We start from the raw sequence: 15,168 nt of genomic DNA, 5'->3' as shown, positions 1-15,168 counted from the left end.
GGTGAGGAGCCGAGTTTACGCGACCGCCCTGCCCCAGCCATCGAAAAGTCGGCGTCCGGCGGTCAGACCGGCTTCATCCAGATGATGCAGCGCTCGGCGACGAGGCCCGGAACGGTGAGCTGTTCCACGTGAAACACCTGCACATCGACGGGCAAGGCGGCTATTTCGTCCGCGGGGTGCTTGCCTTTCATGGCCAGCCAAACGCCATGGGGTGCGGCGAGCGCACTGCGCGACCAGTTCACAAAATCCGGCAGCGAGGCAAAGGCGCGGCAACTGATGATGTCGAACGGCGTGGCCAGTGTCTCCACCCGCGCGTGCACGCCATGCAGGTTGCGCAGCTTCAACGCCACCGCCGCCTGCTGGATGAACGCTGCCTTCTTGCCTACCGTGTCCACGCAGCTCACATCCACCTCGGGGCAGCAGATGGCAAACACCACGCCGGGCAGGCCCCCGCCCGAGCCCACGTCGAGCAGGCGCACAGCGCCCCTGCCCTCGCCCACCAGCGCAGCCACATGGCGGCGCAGCGGCGCCACGGCGGCCAAACTGTCCAGCAGATGGTGCGTCATCATCTCCTGCGGGTCGCGCACGGCCGTCAGGTTATAGACCTTGTTCCACTTCTGCAGCAGCGCGAGAAAATCCATCAACAGGGTGGTCTGGGCATCGCTCAGGCCCAAGGCCAAGGCGTCTGCCCCGGCCTGCAGCTGTTGGCGCAGGTTGTCGTTGTTCACTGCCATCGTCATGCCGCCACTTCACCTTCCGCCTTGGCGGGCGAAGCCGGTGCCACGGTGAACTCCTTGAACCCACCCTTCTTCAAATGCACCATCAGCAGCGAGATCGACGCGGGCGTGATGCCGGTGATGCGCGAGGCATGGCCCAGGGTTTCGGGCCGGTGGCGGCTGAGCACCTGGCGGGCTTCGATACTGAGCGCCGTGACCTGCATGTAGTCCAGGTCGGCAGGCAGGCGCAGCTTTTCAAAGTGTGCGGCACGTTCCACCTCCCCCTTCTGGCGATCGATGTAGCCCGCGTACTTGGCGGCAATCTCCACCTGCTCCAACACCGGCTCGCTCAGGTCACCCAGGGATTCACGTGAAACATCGGTCGAGGCGTACTTGCCGCCGTCCAAGGTCATCAGGCTGGCGTAGTGCACATCGGGGCGGCGCAGCAGTTCGAACAGGTTGTACTCGTGTTCGATGCTCTTGCCCAGCACGCGCTCGGACTCGGTGGCCGGCAGGTTGCGCGGATTCACCCAGGTAGATTTGAGGCGCTCTGTTTCACGTGAAACCGCATCGCGCTTGCGGCTGAACGCATCCCAGCGTGCATCGTCCACCAGGCCCATCTGGCGACCCACTTCCGTCAGGCGCATGTCGGCATTGTCCTCACGCAGTTGCAGGCGGAACTCGGCCCGGCTGGTGAACATGCGGTAGGGCTCGGTCACGCCCTTGGTGATGAGGTCGTCCACCAGAACACCCAGGTAAGCCTCGTCGCGTCCGGGCAGCCAGGGCGCATCGCCCCGGCACTGCAGCGCGGCGTTGATGCCGGCGAACAGTCCCTGGGCCGCCGCCTCTTCGTAGCCGGTGGTGCCGTTGATCTGCCCGGCAAAGAACAGGCCCTGGATCTGCCGCGTCTCGAAGCTGCTTTTCAGCGCGCGCGGGTCGAAGTAGTCGTATTCGATGGCGTAGCCCGGGCGCAGGATGTGCGCGTTCTCCAGCCCGGGCATGCTGCGCACCAAGTCGTACTGGATGTCGAACGGCAGGCTGGTACTGATGCCGTTGGGGTAGAACTCGTGCGTGGTCAGGCCCTCGGGCTCCAGGAAGATCTGGTGGCTGTCCTTGTCGGCAAAGCGGTTGACCTTGTCTTCCACGCTCGGGCAGTAGCGCGGGCCCACGCCCTCGATCTTGCCGGTGAACATGGGGCTGCGGTCAAAGCCGCCGCGGATGATCTCGTGCGTGCGCTCGTTGGTGTGGGTGATCCAGCAGGGCACCTGGCGTGGATGCATGGCGGCATGGCCCATGAAGCTGAACACAGGCACGGTGCCCTCGTTCACCCCACCGGGCATGCCGTCGCCGGGCTGTTCGGTGCATTGGGAAAAGTCGATGCTGCGCCCGTCAATGCGCGGCGGCGTGCCAGTTTTCAGGCGTCCCTGCGGCAGTTGCAACTCCTTGAGGCGTGCCGACAGCGACACGGCGGGCGGGTCCCCTGCCCGGCCAGCGGCGTAATTGTTCAGCCCCACATGGATCTTGCCATCCAGAAAAGTCCCGGCCGTCAGCACCACCGTGCGCGAACGGAAACGGATACCTACCTGCGTCACCGCCCCCACCACGCGGTCGCCCTCCACCATCAGGTCGTCCACCGCCTGCTGGAACAGCCACAGGTTGGGCTGGTTCTCCAGCATGCGGCGGATGGCGGCCTTGTAGAGGATGCGATCCGCCTGCGCCCGCGTGGCACGCACGGCAGGGCCCTTGGAACTGTTGAGGATGCGGAACTGGATGCCGCCCTCGTCCGTGGCCAGCGCCATGGCGCCGCCCAGCGCGTCCACCTCTTTCACCAGGTGGCCCTTGCCGATGCCGCCAATGCTGGGGTTGCAGCTCATCTGCCCCAGTGTCTCGATGTTGTGGGTCAGCAGCAGCGTTCGTTGCCCCAAGCGCGCAGCGGCCAGCGCGGCCTCGGTGCCTGCATGGCCACCGCCGACAACGATCACATCAAATTCCTGGGGGTACAACATAGCAGCGCTCCGGGGCCCAATGGCCCAATGGTCAAATCGCCTGCACCAGCGCGGGCAACCCGTGATTTTCCCACTTTGCGTTCACCACGTCGCCGGACAGGTCAGCCACGGGCGCTGTTTCACGTGAAACAGGCCCGCAGGAATCCTGCTCCGGGCCTATGCTCCAATCCCCGTCATGCACCAACAACTCCTCGTTTTCGCGGGCAGCACCCGCCAGAAATCCTTCAACCGCCAACTGGCCCAAGCCACCGCCGCCATCGCCCGGGAAGCCGGCGCCCAGGTCACGCTGCTGGAGCTTTCCGACTTTGACATCCCGCTGTACAACGCCGACCTCGAAGCCCAAGGCACGCCCGCCGATGTGCTGCGCCTCAAGCAGATCCTGTGGGAGCACCCGGGCTGGATCATCTGCTCGCCCGAATACAACGGCAGCTACACCGCCCTGCTCAAGAACACCATCGACTGGGCATCCAGCCCCGTCAAAGGCCACACCGACTGGCAAGACGGTACCCGGTCGTTCCGGGGCAAGGTGGTGGGCATGCTCAGCGCCTCGCCGGGCGCTCTGGGCGGCCTGCGCTCGCAAAACCACCTGGCACCCCTGCTCACCAACCTGGAATGCTGGCTGGCGCCCCAGGTCTTTGCCCTGGGGCAGGCGGGCAGCGCCTTCAACGACCAGGGCGCCCTGGTGCAGCCGGCCCACCGCGACCGCGTGCGCGCCGTGGTCGATCAGGTGCTGTGGGCCGCCGAGCGGCTGCACCCCGCAGCGGCCTGAGCATTGCAGCAAAAATGGCACCTGTGCCCGATTGGCAGGCACAGGCAGCTCTCACCACAGGAGTCACCCCTTCATGGATTGCCGCCCCGGCTGTGGCGCCTGCTGCACCGCCCCCTCCATCAGCTCGCCCATCCCGGGCATGCCGCAAGGCAAACCCGCGGGTGTGCCCTGCATTCAGCTGGGCGACGATGCCCGCTGCCGGATCTTCGGGCAACCGGGGCGCCCCGCCGTCTGCAGCGGGCTCATGCCCTCGGTCGAAATGTGCGGCCCCGACCGGGAATACGCCATGCGCTACCTGGCGCGCCTGGAAGAGCAGACCCGGCCCGCGTGAAAAGCGGGCGCCAGCACCGCGCCCAGAGGCCCGGCGCCTGCTCCCTTTCTCCCCACATCGCCCTGCACGAAGTCGCTGTGCCCCACCTGACCGCCTGCCGCGAGCGCGTGGCGGCCTGCCCTGCCGTACAGGTAGCCATGCAGATCGAAGGTCTGTTGAAGTGAAACACCCCGGTGGCGCTTCGCACCTTCCCCCGAGAGGGGGCGCCGCCAGCACAACGGGGCAGCGCTTGCGTGGCCGCCGCCGGATTGGGATGCGCCAGCTTCAGGTGACGCGCTGAACGCGCAGCACCATGGCCAGTTGCAATGAAAGACGCAGCTACAGCGGCCGCTGGCGCGCCGCCACCAACGCCCCAAGCCACAACGCAACAGCCGAATACACGAGGCCGCGCGCCAGTCCACCGGGGCCGTCGGCAATCCAGCCCACCACCGTAGGCCCCACGATCTGCCCGGCAGCAAACACGACGGTGAATGCACTGATGCCACCGGCCCATTGCGCTGGCGGCAGGTTGTGGCGCACCAGCGCCGTAGTAGAGGCCACCACAGCCAGAAAGACCCCGCCAAACAACAGGCCCGATGCCATCACCACGGGCCAGACCGAGGTCAGCGCCGGCAGCAGCGTGGCCACGCCCAGCAGGCCGTTGAGGAGGGCCAGCGCCCGCCCGCCGCGGCTGCGGTCCAGCAAACCCGCCCAGACACGCGACGACAACACCACCGCCAACCCCAGCAGGGCATAAAACAGCGTCACGGTGCCGCTGGCCATGCCCTGCTCGCGCAGCAGCGCGACCACAAAGGTCATGTAGCCGATGTAGCCCACGCCAAACAAGGTGTAGCCCAGCAGGGCCGGCGCCAGCGCGCGCAAGGGCACAGGCGCAGGGGGCGCAGCCGGGCCAGCAACCACCTTTGCACCCACCCCCATGCCTGCCGCAGGGGCAGGTGCAGACGCCGTCAGCACGCGCAGTGCACGCACGGGCCACACCAGCACCACGGTGGCCAGCGCACACACGGCCGCCAGCGCCCACCAGGCCCAGGTCCAGCCGTGCAGCGCCGGGGCCAATGCCAGCACGGGCGGCACCAGCAAGGCCGAGGCGCTAATGCCCCAGCCCACGCCGCCGTAATACAGGCCCAGCAGCAGGCCACTGCGACCCACGTCCAGGGCGCCCAGACGCGCCGCCATCAGCCCGCCGGCAATAAAGATCACCGCGCTGGCCACGCCCGCCAGCAGACGCTGCAGCAGCAGCGGGGCGGCCTCGAGAAAGAAGCCGCTCAAGGCCATGAACAGCGTGGCCAGCACCGCCCCCCCCAGCAGCAGGGTGCCGGGTGCCAGGCGCCGCAGCAGCGCGGGGGCGACCAGAGCGCCCAGCAGATAACCCAGCGCATTGAAAGTGTTCATGGCCCCGGCCAGGGTGTAGCTCCAGCCCAAGTCCTCGCGCATCACGGGCAGCAGCAAGGCATAGGCAAAGCGCGTGATCCCCAGCGAAACGGCCGCACCCAGCGACAGCGCCAGCACCACGCCCACCGGATGGGCGCGCAAGCCTTGCAGGCTTCTTGTAAGGTTTGTCTCCATGGGCGCTGATTGTGCCTGCGGGCACCGCTGCGGTCTGCCGGTGCCCACCTCTCAAATTCTGATCGAAACAACCTTAAACCATGATGCATACAGCGCATGCAGCTATCATTTTAGAAAAACCAGATTCTTTTGCGGTAGCGCAGATAGCACACAATGGCGTTACCGTACTACCCGCCGCGTACTGCAGCGAGTGCGGCACTGCAGTACCCTCGGGTGTGAACTTGCCCCTGTGCACATCCCATCTTCCCATTGCGACGAAAGCCTTTCATGCCCTCCTTGTTCGAACCCGTCCAGGCCGGTGACCTGCACCTGGCCAACCGCATCGCCATGGCGCCGCTCACGCGCAACCGCGCACCCGACGCCATTCCCACGCCGCTCATGGCCACCTACTACACACAGCGCGCCAGCGCCGGCCTGCTGATCACCGAGGCCACCGCCATCAGCCCCCAGGGCCAGGGCTATGCCGACGTGCCCGGCCTGTATGGCACCGAGCAGCTCGACGGCTGGAAGCGCGTGACCAGCGCCGTGCACGCGGCCGACGGCAAGATCGTGGTGCAGCTGTGGCATGTGGGCCGCGTCTCGCACACCGACCTGCAGCCCGGCAACGTGGCCCCGGTGGCGCCCTCGGCCATTCGCGCCAAGGCCAAGACCGTGCTGATCAAGGACGGAGTGCCCACCTACACCGACACCTCCATGCCTCGCGCACTCGACCTGAGCGAGCTGCCCGGCATCGTGCAGGACTACCGCCATGCCGCGCGCAACGCCATCGCCTGCGGCTTTGATGGTGTGGAGATCCACGGCGCCAACGGTTACCTGCTCGACCAGTTCCTGAAGACCAGTGCCAACCGGCGCACCGACGACTACGGCGGCAGCATCAGGAACCGCGCCCGGCTCACGCTGGAAGTGGTGCGCGCCATCGTCGATGAAATCGGCGGCGGCCGCACCGGCATCCGCCTGTCGCCTGTCACCCCCGCCAACGACATCGCGGACGACAACCCCCAGCAGCTGTTCGACTACCTGCTGGCCCAGCTCGCGCCGCTGGAGCTGGCCTATGTGCACATCGTCGAAGGGGCCACCGGCGGCCCCCGCGAACTGCCCGACCGTCCCTTTGACTATGCCGCCCTGAAGGCCGTGTACCGCAAGGCCGGCGGCAAGGGGGCCTGGATGGTGAACAATGCCTACGACCGCCCCCTGGCCGAAGCCGCCGTGGCCGCCGGCGCCGATATCGTGGCCTTTGGCCGACCCTTCATTGCCAACCCCGACCTGGTGGCCCGGCTGGAAAAGAACGCACCCCTGAACAAGCCCGACAGCGCCACCTTCTATGGCGGCGGCGCCGCCGGCTACACCGATTACCCAACCCTCTACTAAGAGCCATCTCTTTCAAGGTGTTGCCCCTGATCCCGCAGCAGTAACCTGCGCCCCACAGCGGGAGAGCTGCGGATGTGGAAAGAAGTCTTGGAGAGGTTTGAGAGCCATGCGCCGGTGAGCGTGATGACCCGGGCGGCGTTGGAGCATGCCTTGCCGGCGAGCTGGGTGGATGAAGTGTTCCAGACCAGCCGCCAACGCCAGTATCCTCGCGAGTTGCTGTTCTCCAGCGTGGTGGAGCTGATGATGCTGGTGAGCCTGGGGCTGCGCCCCTCGCTGCACGCGGCGGCCAAGAAGATGGCGCAGTTGCCCGTCACGCTGGCAGCGCTGTACGACAAGGTCAAGCGCACAGAACCCCTGGTGCTGCGGGCTCTGGTGCAAGGCAGCGCGGCTCGCCTGGAGCCGGTGGTTGCTGCGGTAGGCAGCCAGCCCAGCCTGCAGGGCTGGCAACTGCGCCAAGCGGGCTTTATCGTGCGTGAGCACGCCAGGCATCCGAAGTTGGACAAGACCGGCCCCTGAAGCCAAGCCGTGCCCACAGAGACCGGGCAGGTGCGTGAGCAAGCCATTGAGCTGGCGGCCACCCAGGAGACGGTGGTCGCCCCGCCGTCCTGGCGCCGCATCGAGATCCAGTTGCAGGCGCCCACCGAAGCGGGTGACCAAAGCATTGCCTTGTGGAGCAACCTGCCGGCGAGCATCGACGCGGCCACCATTGCGCAGTTGTACCGCAAGCGCTGGCGCATCGAGGGCTTGTTCGGACGGCTCGAATCGGTGCTGCACAGCGAGATCCGGACCTTGGGCCACCCGCGTGCGGCGCTGCTGGGGTTTGCTGCAGCAGTGCTGGCGTTCAACGTGTTGGCGCTACTCAAGCGCTGCGTGGAGCAGGCGCACTGCGAGCGAGCGCCTGGTCTGGATGTCTCGAGCTATCACCTGGGCGTGCATGTGGCCAGCGACTACCAGGGCATGCTCATTGCGCTGCCATCTGAGGTGTGGCAACCGTGGTGCGAGGCGTCAGGCGAGGAGGTTGCGCAGCATCTGCTGCGCCTGGCAGGGAAGGTCAACCCGCGCAGTGTTGCCACGGCCAAGCGCGGCCCCAAGAAGGAAAAGCCTGGGGGATACGTGGCTGGCGCTGTGGCTCGCAAGCAGCTGTCCACCGCTCGTGTCCTCAAACAGGCTGCGGGGACAACACCTTGAAAGGGATGGGGCTTAGAGCACTCTGGCCGCTCGCCAGAGATCGGTGATACACCCGGCCGAAGCGCCGAGGTTTTACATTCGCCAGCGTTTTAACAACAGCGCATTGGCCATCACGCTCACCGAACTCAGCGCCATGGCCGCCCCCGCCACCACCGGGTTCAGGTAGCCCAGCGCCGCCAGCGGAATGCCGGCCACGTTGTAGACAAAGGCCCAGAACAGGTTCTGCCGGATTTTCGCCACCGTGCGGCGCGAGATGTCGAGGGCCGCCGCCACCAGCATGGGGTCGCCGCGCATCAGCGTGATGCCGGCGGCGTGCATGGCCACATCGGTGCCGTTGCCCATGGCCATGCCGACATCGGCGGCGGCCAGGGCGGGCGCGTCGTTCACGCCATCGCCCACCATGGCCACAACATGGCCCCCACGCTCCCCACTGCGTGTGGTTCGCTGCCCCCCGAGGGGTCCTTCGCCCCCCGCCTGCAGCGCCTGCACGCGGGCCGCCTTGTCGCCCGGCAGCACCTCGGCCATCACCTCGCCCGCATCGGGGTCGAGCCCCAGGCGCCGGGCCATGGCCTCGGCCGCGCCCCGGTTGTCGCCCGAAACCATCACCGTGCGCACGCCCAGGGCGCGCAGGGCCGCCAGCGCCTCGCGCGCGCCGGCCTTGGGCTCATCGCCAAAAGCCAGAATGGCGCGCAGGGTCAGCCCGTCGGTGGTGCGCTCTGCGAGGGCCGACACCGTGGCGCCCGCGCTCTGCAAATCGGCCGCCCGCGCCGCCAGCGCACCCAGCCCCACACCCAGTTCCTCCATCCAGCGCAGGCTGCCCACCAGGTAGCTGCGCGCCTGCACCTCGCCCTCGGTGCCGCGCCCCGGCACGGCGCGCACGCCGTCGGGCGCCACGGGCTGCAGGCCGCGCTCTTGCGCAGCCGCCACCACGGCCCGGGCCAGCGGGTGCTCGCTGCCGCTTTGCACGCTGGCCACGGCCGCCAGCACGGCCACCTCGTCCTGGCCCGGCGCCACCTCGAAGGCAGTCAGCCGGGGTCGGCCCACGGTGAGGGTGCCGGTCTTGTCGAAGGCCACCACATCCACCTTGTGCGCCAGCTCCAGCGCCTGCACATCCTTGATGAGAATGCCGTGCTTCGCCGCCACCCCGGTGCCCGCCATGATGGCCGCCGGTGTGGCCAGCCCCAGCGCGCAGGGGCAGGCAATCACCAGCACGGCCACGGCGTGGATCACGGCCGACTCGAAACCCGTGCCCGTCCACAGCCAGGCGAGCAGCGTGGCCAGCGCCACCACCAGCACCACCGGCACGAACACCGCCGACACCTGATCGACCAGGCGCTGGATGGGCGCCTTGGCAGCCTGCGCATCCTCGACCAGGCGGATGATGCGCGACAGCACCGTCTCGGCACCCACCGCCGACACCTGCATCACCACCCGGCCGTCGCCATTGATGGAGCCGCCGGTCAGCGGCGCCCCCACCTCGCGCGTCACGGGCAGGGGCTCGCCGGTGAGCATGGACTCGTCCACCTGGGTGTGGCCCTCCAGAATGCGGCCATCCACCGGAATGCGCTCGCCCGGGCGCACCACCAGCCGGTCGCCCGCCATCACCTCGGCCACCGGCACATCCACCTCGCCGTCGCGCCCCAGCATGTGGGCCACATCGGGGCGCAGCGCGTGCAGCGCGCGGATGGCCGCCGTGGTCTGGCGCTTGGCGCGCGCCTCCAGCCACTTGCCCAGCAGCACCAGTGTCACGACCACGGCCGACGCCTCGAAGTACAGGTGCGGCGCATGCCCCTCGTGCGCCGTCAGCCACAGCCACATCGACAAGCCCCAGCCCGCCGACGTGCCAATGGCCACCAGCAGATCCATGTTGCCCGTCAGCGCCTTCAGCGCATGCCAGCCCGCCTTGTAAAACCGCGCCCCCAGAATGAACTGCACCGGCGTGGCCAGCGCAAACTGCACCCAGGCCGGCAGCATCCAGTGCTGGCCGAACAGATCGCCCAGCATGGGCAGCACCAGCGGGGCCGACAGCAGCAGGCCCACGCCCACCGGCAGGAAACCGGCCCAGGGCGAAAGATCCTCGGGCGCATCGTCCTGCCCCGCCGCGCGCGGCTCGTAGCCCGCATTGCGCACGGCGCGGCGCAGCAGGGCGTCCATGGCCGGGCCTGTCGCATCGGGCGGCACCCCATAGACGATGCGCGCCGACTCGGTGGCCAGGTTCACGGTGGCATCCTGCACGCCGGGCACCTTGCGCAGGGCGCGCTCGACGCGGCCCACGCAGCTGGCACAGGTCATGCCGCCAATACCCAGGTCCAGGGTGTCCAGCGGTTCGGAAGGGGTGGCAATTGTGTTCATAAGGGGGTACCGTAATCCTTGCCATGATGGCAAGGTCAAGCCATGGCAGCGATCAACCTCGCCGCCACCAGTGCCATCACCAGGGATCCTCTGCACGAATCACCGCGCCGTGTGCATCTGCGGGCTCGGGCGGTCTGCGTCGTTGCCAATACTCGCAATAGCAATGGCTATTGCTGCGTTTTGCGCCGAGCAGATCGCTCCGATCCGCAGCGCACACTTCCCGCTCGATTCATGCAGAGAATCCCTAGCGCTTGACTATGCCACCATGTCAAGGTTCACCATATCGGTGTCGCCATTTTTTACCGGAGAAATTGCATGCAATACACCCTTCAAGTCCAGGGCATGACCTGCGGCCACTGCGAACGCGCCGTCACCCAGGCCGTGCAGCAACTCGACCCCGCCGCCACCGTGCGCATCGACCGCGCGCAAAACCGCGTCGATATCGACAGCACCCAGTCCCGCGAGGCCCTGGCCGCCGCCATTGCCGAAGAGGGCTACCAGGTCACCGCATGACCCCCACCGCAGGCTGGCCCGTGCCCATTGGCGAGGCCGCCCGCCGCGCTGGCGTATCGGCGCGCATGGTGCGCCACTACGAATCGCTGGGCCTGCTGCCCCCCGTGGGCCGCACCGGCAGCGGCTACCGCCAGTACACCGAGGCCGACGTGCACGCGCTGCGCTTCATCGGGCGCGCCCGCACGCTGGGCTTCTCGATGGAAGAAATCCGCGAACTGCTGGCGCTGTGGCAGGACAAGGGGCGCGCCAGCGCCAGCGTCAAGCGCATTGCCCAGGCCCACATCGACGACCTGGCCGCCCGCATCGCCGCCATGCAGACCATGCAGCGCACGCTGCAAACGCTGGTGTCATGCTGCCAGGGCAACGACCGGCCCGATTGCCCCATCCTCGACGACCTGGCGGCAGCGCCCGAATCACCCGGTGCGCCTCCCAAAAAATCACTGCCCCGATAGCGTTTTGCGCATTCCACGCAAATCTCAATAAAAACCGCCCCTGCCGGAATCGAGACAGCGCCTACAGCTCACTTTTTTGATGTCCTGCGCGCCACGGCAGGAGCGGCCCCGCGCTTGGCGGGAACGGCCTTCAACGGCCCGGGCCGCCGCAGCACCCCCTCGCACAGCGTGGCAATGCATTGCTGCGCCACCTGCTCTGGCGTGTATTCGCCGCCGGGCTGGTACCAGCGGCCGATCCAGCTCAAGGCGCCGGCAATCACAAAGGCCGTCATCTTCGGGTCGCACGGTTGCAGCGAGCCCTCTTGCACCCCCTGGGCCACCAGACGCCTGAAAGCCTGGTCGATCTCGGACTTCATGCGGCGCAGCTCGGTGCGGCTGGGCTCGGGCACCTCTTCGTCACCCACACGGATCAGGCACATGCCAAAGGGCTGCATCACGATGTCGGCATACACCTTCATGCAGGCGCGCAACTGGTCCATCGCATTGCCACCGGCCTGGCGCGAGGCCTCGATGCCTTCCAGCGTCATCTGCAGCCCCTGGCTCACGCACTGCAGCAGGATTTCGTCCTTGTTCTTCACGTAGTAGTACAGCGTGGGCTTGGTCACATGAAGCCGCGCGGCGATGTCGTCGAGCGAGGTGGCGTGAAAACCGCGTTCGTTGAACAGCTGCGCGGCCGCCTGCAGCACGGCCTGGCGCTTGGCCTCGCGCTGCTGTTCTCGATCGGGGGCGGTAGCCCAGGGCGATGCCACGGCCGATGCCGTCTTCTTGGGGATCTTCGGAGTCTTGGCGACCGCGCTTTGGTTCATGGTGCTTATCGCATCGGGAAACTACCGATGCCCGGAGAAGGTGGTTGACCCAAGAATCTACTCGTGAGTAAGCAGTTTACGTAAAAGTAGAAATTTACAGGTTCGAACAAACCCGCATAAGAGCCCGATGGAGACAAACCAACCCCGTGGCCCTGCCACCGCCCCCCTGCTGCAGGTCGATGGCGTCACGCTCACCTTTGGTGGCGTAAAAGCGCTGTCGGGCGTGGGCTTTGACGTGCAGCCAGGCACCATCACCGCCGTGATCGGCCCCAACGGCGCCGGCAAGACTTCGCTGTTCAACACCATCTCGGGCTTTTACCGGCCTTCGCAAGGCAGCATCCGCTTCCGTGGCCAGGACATCACGCGCATCCCCGCGCCGCAGCGCGCCCGCATGGGCCTCGGCCGGAGCTTCCAGAACATTGCGCTGTTCCGCGGCATGACGGTGCTCGACAACATCAAGCTCGGCCGCCACGCGCACCTCCAAACCAATGTGTTCGACGCGCTGCTGTACATGGGCCGCGCACGCCGCGAAGAGGCCGAGCTGCGCCGCGACATCGAGGAGCGCATCATCGATTTCCTGGAGATAGACCACATCCGCCACGCCAGCGTCGCGGCCCTGCCCTACGGCCTGCAAAAGCGTGTGGAAATGGCGCGTGCCCTGGCCATGCAGCCCGAAATATTGATGCTCGACGAACCCGTGGCCGGCATGAACCGAGAAGAAACCGAGGACATGGCGCGCTTCATCCTCGACGTGCGCGCCGAATGGGGCGTGACGGTGCTGATGGTGGAGCACGACATGGGCATGGTGATGGACCTGTCCGACCATGTGGTGGTGCTCAACTTCGGCCAGGTCATCGCGCAGGGCACGCCCGCCGTGGTGCAGGCCGACCCCGAGGTCAACCGCGCCTACCTCGGATCGGGCGACGTCGGCGACCTGCGCCGCAAGCTGCAGGCGGGCGCCACCGCCACAGCGCAAGGAGCCGCATGATGGATTGGGCCTATCTGTTTGAAATCAGCCTCACCGGCATTGCCAGCGGCGGCCTCTACGCCCTGGCGGCGCTGGCCTTCGTCATGGTCTACAAGGCCACGCGCGTGGTGAACATCGCCATTGGCGAAATGCTCATGGTTGGCGCCTACCTGTTCTTCACCTTCGCCTCGATGATGGCGCTGCCGCTGTGGCTGGCCATTCCGGGCGCCGTGCTCGGCACGGGGCTCTTGGGCGCGGTGATCGAGCGCACCATGATCCGGCCGCTGCTGGGCGAGCCGCCCATCTCCGTCTTCATGGTCACCGTGGGCCTGGCCTCGGTGCTGGTGGGCCTGGTCGAGATGATCTGGAGCGCCGACCAGCGCCGCCTGCCCGACTTCATGCCCACGCAGCCCATCATGGTGGGCGACGCCTTCCTCGCACCCAAGGTGTTCTGGGGTGCGGTGATCGCGGTGATTTTCATCGCCGCCGTGCTGCTGGTGTTCCGCTTCTGGCGCGGCGGCGTGGCGCTGCGCGCCACGGCGTCGGACCAGGCGGCCGCGTATTCGGTGGGCATCAACGTGCCGCGCGTGTTCTCGCTGTCCTGGGTGGCCTCGGCCATGCTCGCGGCCATTTCCGGGATCATCGTCGGCTCGATCGGCGGCATCTCGTCCAGCATGGGCGTGTTCGGCCTGTCGGTGCTGGTCGTCGTCATCGTCGGCGGGCTCGACAGCGTGCTCGGTGCGCTTGTCGGCGGCCTGTGCATCGGCCTGGTCGAAGCCCTGGCCGGGGCCTACCTGGGCGGCGAATACAAGCTGCTCGCCACCTTCATCGTGCTGGTCGGCATCCTCATGGTCCGCCCCTACGGCCTGTTTGGCACGCACGAAATCGAAAGACTATGAAACACCCCCTGAGCCGCTTCGCGTCTTCCCCCTCCAGGGGGACACCGCTACTGGCCCGGCAAAGCTGGTTCCACGGCGGTCGCTGGCATGGCCTGCTCCGCGGCCTTCTGCAGCGCGGTGTTTTTCCACATTGGCGGGCGATATCAGCGGCCCACAGCGTTTTGGAGTAGTAACAGATGCGCATCGGAACCCTCAAGGAAAGCTACACCGCCGACGCGGCGCTGTTCGACTCGCGCACGCAAAAGGCGTGGCTGGCCGTGGCCGCCGCGCTGCTCGTGCTGTTTCCCTTCATGGCCAGCGACTACTGGCTCTACCTGGCCTGCCTGGTCAGCATCAATGTGGCCAGTGCCACGGGGCTCAACATCCTCACGGGCTACACCGGGCTGGTGAGCCTGGGGCAGGCGGCCTTCATGGGGCTGGGTGCCTACACCGTTGCGGTGCTGGAAACGCGCCTGGGCACGCCGTTCCTGCTCAATCTGCTGGCCGGCGGCTTTGTCGCCATGCTGGGCGGTCTGGTGGTGGGAATTCCGTCGCTGCGCGTCAAGGGGCTGTACCTGGCCATTGCCACCATCGCGGCATCGTTCATCGCGCACTTCATCTTTGCCAACTGGAAGTTCACCGGCGGCACCGGCGGCCTGAGCGTGCCGCCCGCCAGCCTGTTCGGCATGCCGCTGGAGACATCCTTTCACCTGTACTGGCTCATCGTGCCCGTGACGGTGCTGATGCTGCTGGGCGCCGCCAACCTGTTTCGCACGCGCATCGGCCGGGCCTTCATCGCCATCCGCGACCGCGACATCTCGGCCGAGGTGCTGGGCATTCCGCTGCTGCGCTACAAGCTGCTGTCGTTCGGCCTGTCGTCGTTCTACGCCGGCGTGGCGGGCGGCCTGTGGGCCTACTTCTTCCGCGTGGTCACGCCCGAGAGCTTTCCGCTGCTGATGTCGATCTTCTTCCTGGCGGCCATCATCGTCGGCGGCATGGGTTCCATCCTCGGCGGCATCCTGGGCGCAGTGTTCATGACCATGGTGCCCGAGCTGCTCAAGCTGGTGTTCGACCTGCTGCCCAACAGCACCGAATACACGGTGTTCCTCTCGCCCGTGCGCACCATCATCTTCGGCCTCCTGATCATCGGCTTCCTGGTGTTCGAGCCACACGGCCTGGCCGAAGTGTGGCGGCGCGTCCGCCGCTTCTTCCACCTGTGGCCCTTCCGCAATTGAGCCACCCCATTGTTTTCATGC

Annotated in this window: 14 protein-coding genes and 1 pseudogene; 10 read left to right on the top strand and 5 right to left on the bottom strand. The window is 67.1% G+C overall.

Translation table 11 applies throughout. The features are described 5' to 3' along the window. Positions 1-62: 62 nt before the first annotated feature. Both rsmG and mnmG read right to left on the bottom strand, forming a co-directional pair. The gene (gene rsmG / locus AC1Q5S_RS04585) at positions 63-734 is read right to left on the bottom strand and encodes a 16S rRNA (guanine(527)-N(7))-methyltransferase RsmG (protein WP_422205930.1); all 672 of its coding nucleotides are present in this window, start codon (positions 732-734) and stop codon (positions 63-65) included. A gap of 2 nt (positions 735-736) precedes the next feature. Further along, positions 737-2,722 carry a tRNA uridine-5-carboxymethylaminomethyl(34) synthesis enzyme MnmG gene (mnmG, locus tag AC1Q5S_RS04580; RefSeq protein WP_303836533.1) on the bottom strand — a complete coding sequence of 662 codons (1,986 nt, stop codon included), beginning with the start codon at positions 2,720-2,722 and terminating at the stop codon, positions 737-739. A gap of 175 nt (positions 2,723-2,897) precedes the next feature. Here mnmG and AC1Q5S_RS04575 point away from each other — a divergent pair, with 175 nt between their 5' ends. The 3 genes from AC1Q5S_RS04575 (at position 2,898) to AC1Q5S_RS04565 (ending at position 3,986) form a co-directional block, all read left to right on the top strand. After that, positions 2,898-3,491: an NADPH-dependent FMN reductase gene (locus AC1Q5S_RS04575; RefSeq protein WP_303836531.1), complete on the top strand. Its 594-nt coding sequence runs from the start codon at positions 2,898-2,900 to the stop codon at positions 3,489-3,491. A 73-nt stretch (positions 3,492-3,564) separates the two neighbouring features. After that, complete coding sequence (locus AC1Q5S_RS04570; RefSeq protein WP_303836529.1) at positions 3,565-3,822, top strand: YkgJ family cysteine cluster protein; 258 nt, start codon at positions 3,565-3,567, stop codon at positions 3,820-3,822. Continuing rightward, the gene (locus tag AC1Q5S_RS04565; RefSeq protein WP_303836527.1) at positions 3,819-3,986 is read left to right on the top strand and encodes a thioredoxin domain-containing protein; all 168 of its coding nucleotides are present in this window, start codon (positions 3,819-3,821) and stop codon (positions 3,984-3,986) included. The genes AC1Q5S_RS04570 and AC1Q5S_RS04565 overlap by 4 nt, the downstream gene beginning before the upstream one ends. 154 nt (positions 3,987-4,140) lie before the next feature. Here the strand turns inward: AC1Q5S_RS04565 and AC1Q5S_RS04560 are convergent, their stop codons facing one another. Beyond that, the gene (locus AC1Q5S_RS04560; protein WP_303836525.1) at positions 4,141-5,388 is read right to left on the bottom strand and encodes a YbfB/YjiJ family MFS transporter; all 1,248 of its coding nucleotides are present in this window, start codon (positions 5,386-5,388) and stop codon (positions 4,141-4,143) included. A 267-nt stretch (positions 5,389-5,655) separates the two neighbouring features. Between AC1Q5S_RS04560 and AC1Q5S_RS04555 the strand changes: the two genes are divergently transcribed. Together AC1Q5S_RS04555 and AC1Q5S_RS04550 are read left to right on the top strand one after the other, a co-directional pair. Further along, positions 5,656-6,756 (top strand): alkene reductase, encoded by a 1,101-nt coding sequence (locus AC1Q5S_RS04555; RefSeq protein WP_303836523.1) that lies wholly within the window; start codon positions 5,656-5,658, stop codon positions 6,754-6,756. Between the two features lie 123 nt (positions 6,757-6,879). Beyond that, positions 6,880-7,944, top strand: a pseudogene (locus AC1Q5S_RS04550) (transposase). Positions 7,945-8,016: 72 nt separating this feature from the next. Here AC1Q5S_RS04550 and AC1Q5S_RS04545 read toward each other — a convergent pair. Continuing rightward, positions 8,017-10,296: a heavy metal translocating P-type ATPase gene (locus AC1Q5S_RS04545; RefSeq protein WP_492238401.1), complete on the bottom strand. Its 2,280-nt coding sequence runs from the start codon at positions 10,294-10,296 to the stop codon at positions 8,017-8,019. Between the two features lie 315 nt (positions 10,297-10,611). Here AC1Q5S_RS04545 and AC1Q5S_RS04540 point away from each other — a divergent pair, with 315 nt between their 5' ends. Together AC1Q5S_RS04540 and cueR are read left to right on the top strand one after the other, a co-directional pair. Next, positions 10,612-10,809, top strand: a complete 198-nt coding sequence (locus AC1Q5S_RS04540; protein ID WP_303836237.1) for a heavy-metal-associated domain-containing protein — start codon at positions 10,612-10,614, stop codon at positions 10,807-10,809. Beyond that, entirely contained in the window at positions 10,806-11,261 is a 456-nt protein-coding gene (cueR, locus tag AC1Q5S_RS04535) for a Cu(I)-responsive transcriptional regulator (RefSeq protein WP_303836239.1), read from the top strand. Before AC1Q5S_RS04540 ends, cueR begins: the two co-directional genes overlap by 4 nt. A gap of 68 nt (positions 11,262-11,329) precedes the next feature. Here cueR and AC1Q5S_RS04530 read toward each other — a convergent pair whose 3' ends face one another. Further along, a complete protein-coding gene (locus AC1Q5S_RS04530) occupies positions 11,330-12,067 on the bottom strand; it encodes a TetR/AcrR family transcriptional regulator (protein WP_422202647.1) in 738 nt (245 codons plus the stop codon). Between the two features lie 127 nt (positions 12,068-12,194). On the opposite strand from AC1Q5S_RS04530, the gene AC1Q5S_RS04525 reads away from it, so the two are divergent. The 3 genes from AC1Q5S_RS04525 (at position 12,195) to AC1Q5S_RS04515 (ending at position 15,147) form a co-directional block, all read left to right on the top strand. Beyond that, positions 12,195-13,055 carry an ABC transporter ATP-binding protein gene (locus AC1Q5S_RS04525; RefSeq protein WP_303836243.1) on the top strand — a complete coding sequence of 287 codons (861 nt, stop codon included), beginning with the start codon at positions 12,195-12,197 and terminating at the stop codon, positions 13,053-13,055. Then, positions 13,052-13,933, top strand: a complete 882-nt coding sequence (locus tag AC1Q5S_RS04520; RefSeq protein ID WP_492238400.1) for a branched-chain amino acid ABC transporter permease — start codon at positions 13,052-13,054, stop codon at positions 13,931-13,933. Before AC1Q5S_RS04525 ends, AC1Q5S_RS04520 begins: the two co-directional genes overlap by 4 nt. 176 nt (positions 13,934-14,109) lie before the next feature. Next, positions 14,110-15,147: a branched-chain amino acid ABC transporter permease gene (locus tag AC1Q5S_RS04515; RefSeq protein ID WP_492238399.1), complete on the top strand. Its 1,038-nt coding sequence runs from the start codon at positions 14,110-14,112 to the stop codon at positions 15,145-15,147. Positions 15,148-15,168: the final 21 nt, after the last annotated feature.

The sequence above is a fragment of the Acidovorax sp. GW835-FHT14B10 genome, from assembly GCF_058793725.1.
Note: the sequence above shows the minus strand (reverse complement) of the source record. Positions and strands in the feature narration are given on the sequence as shown.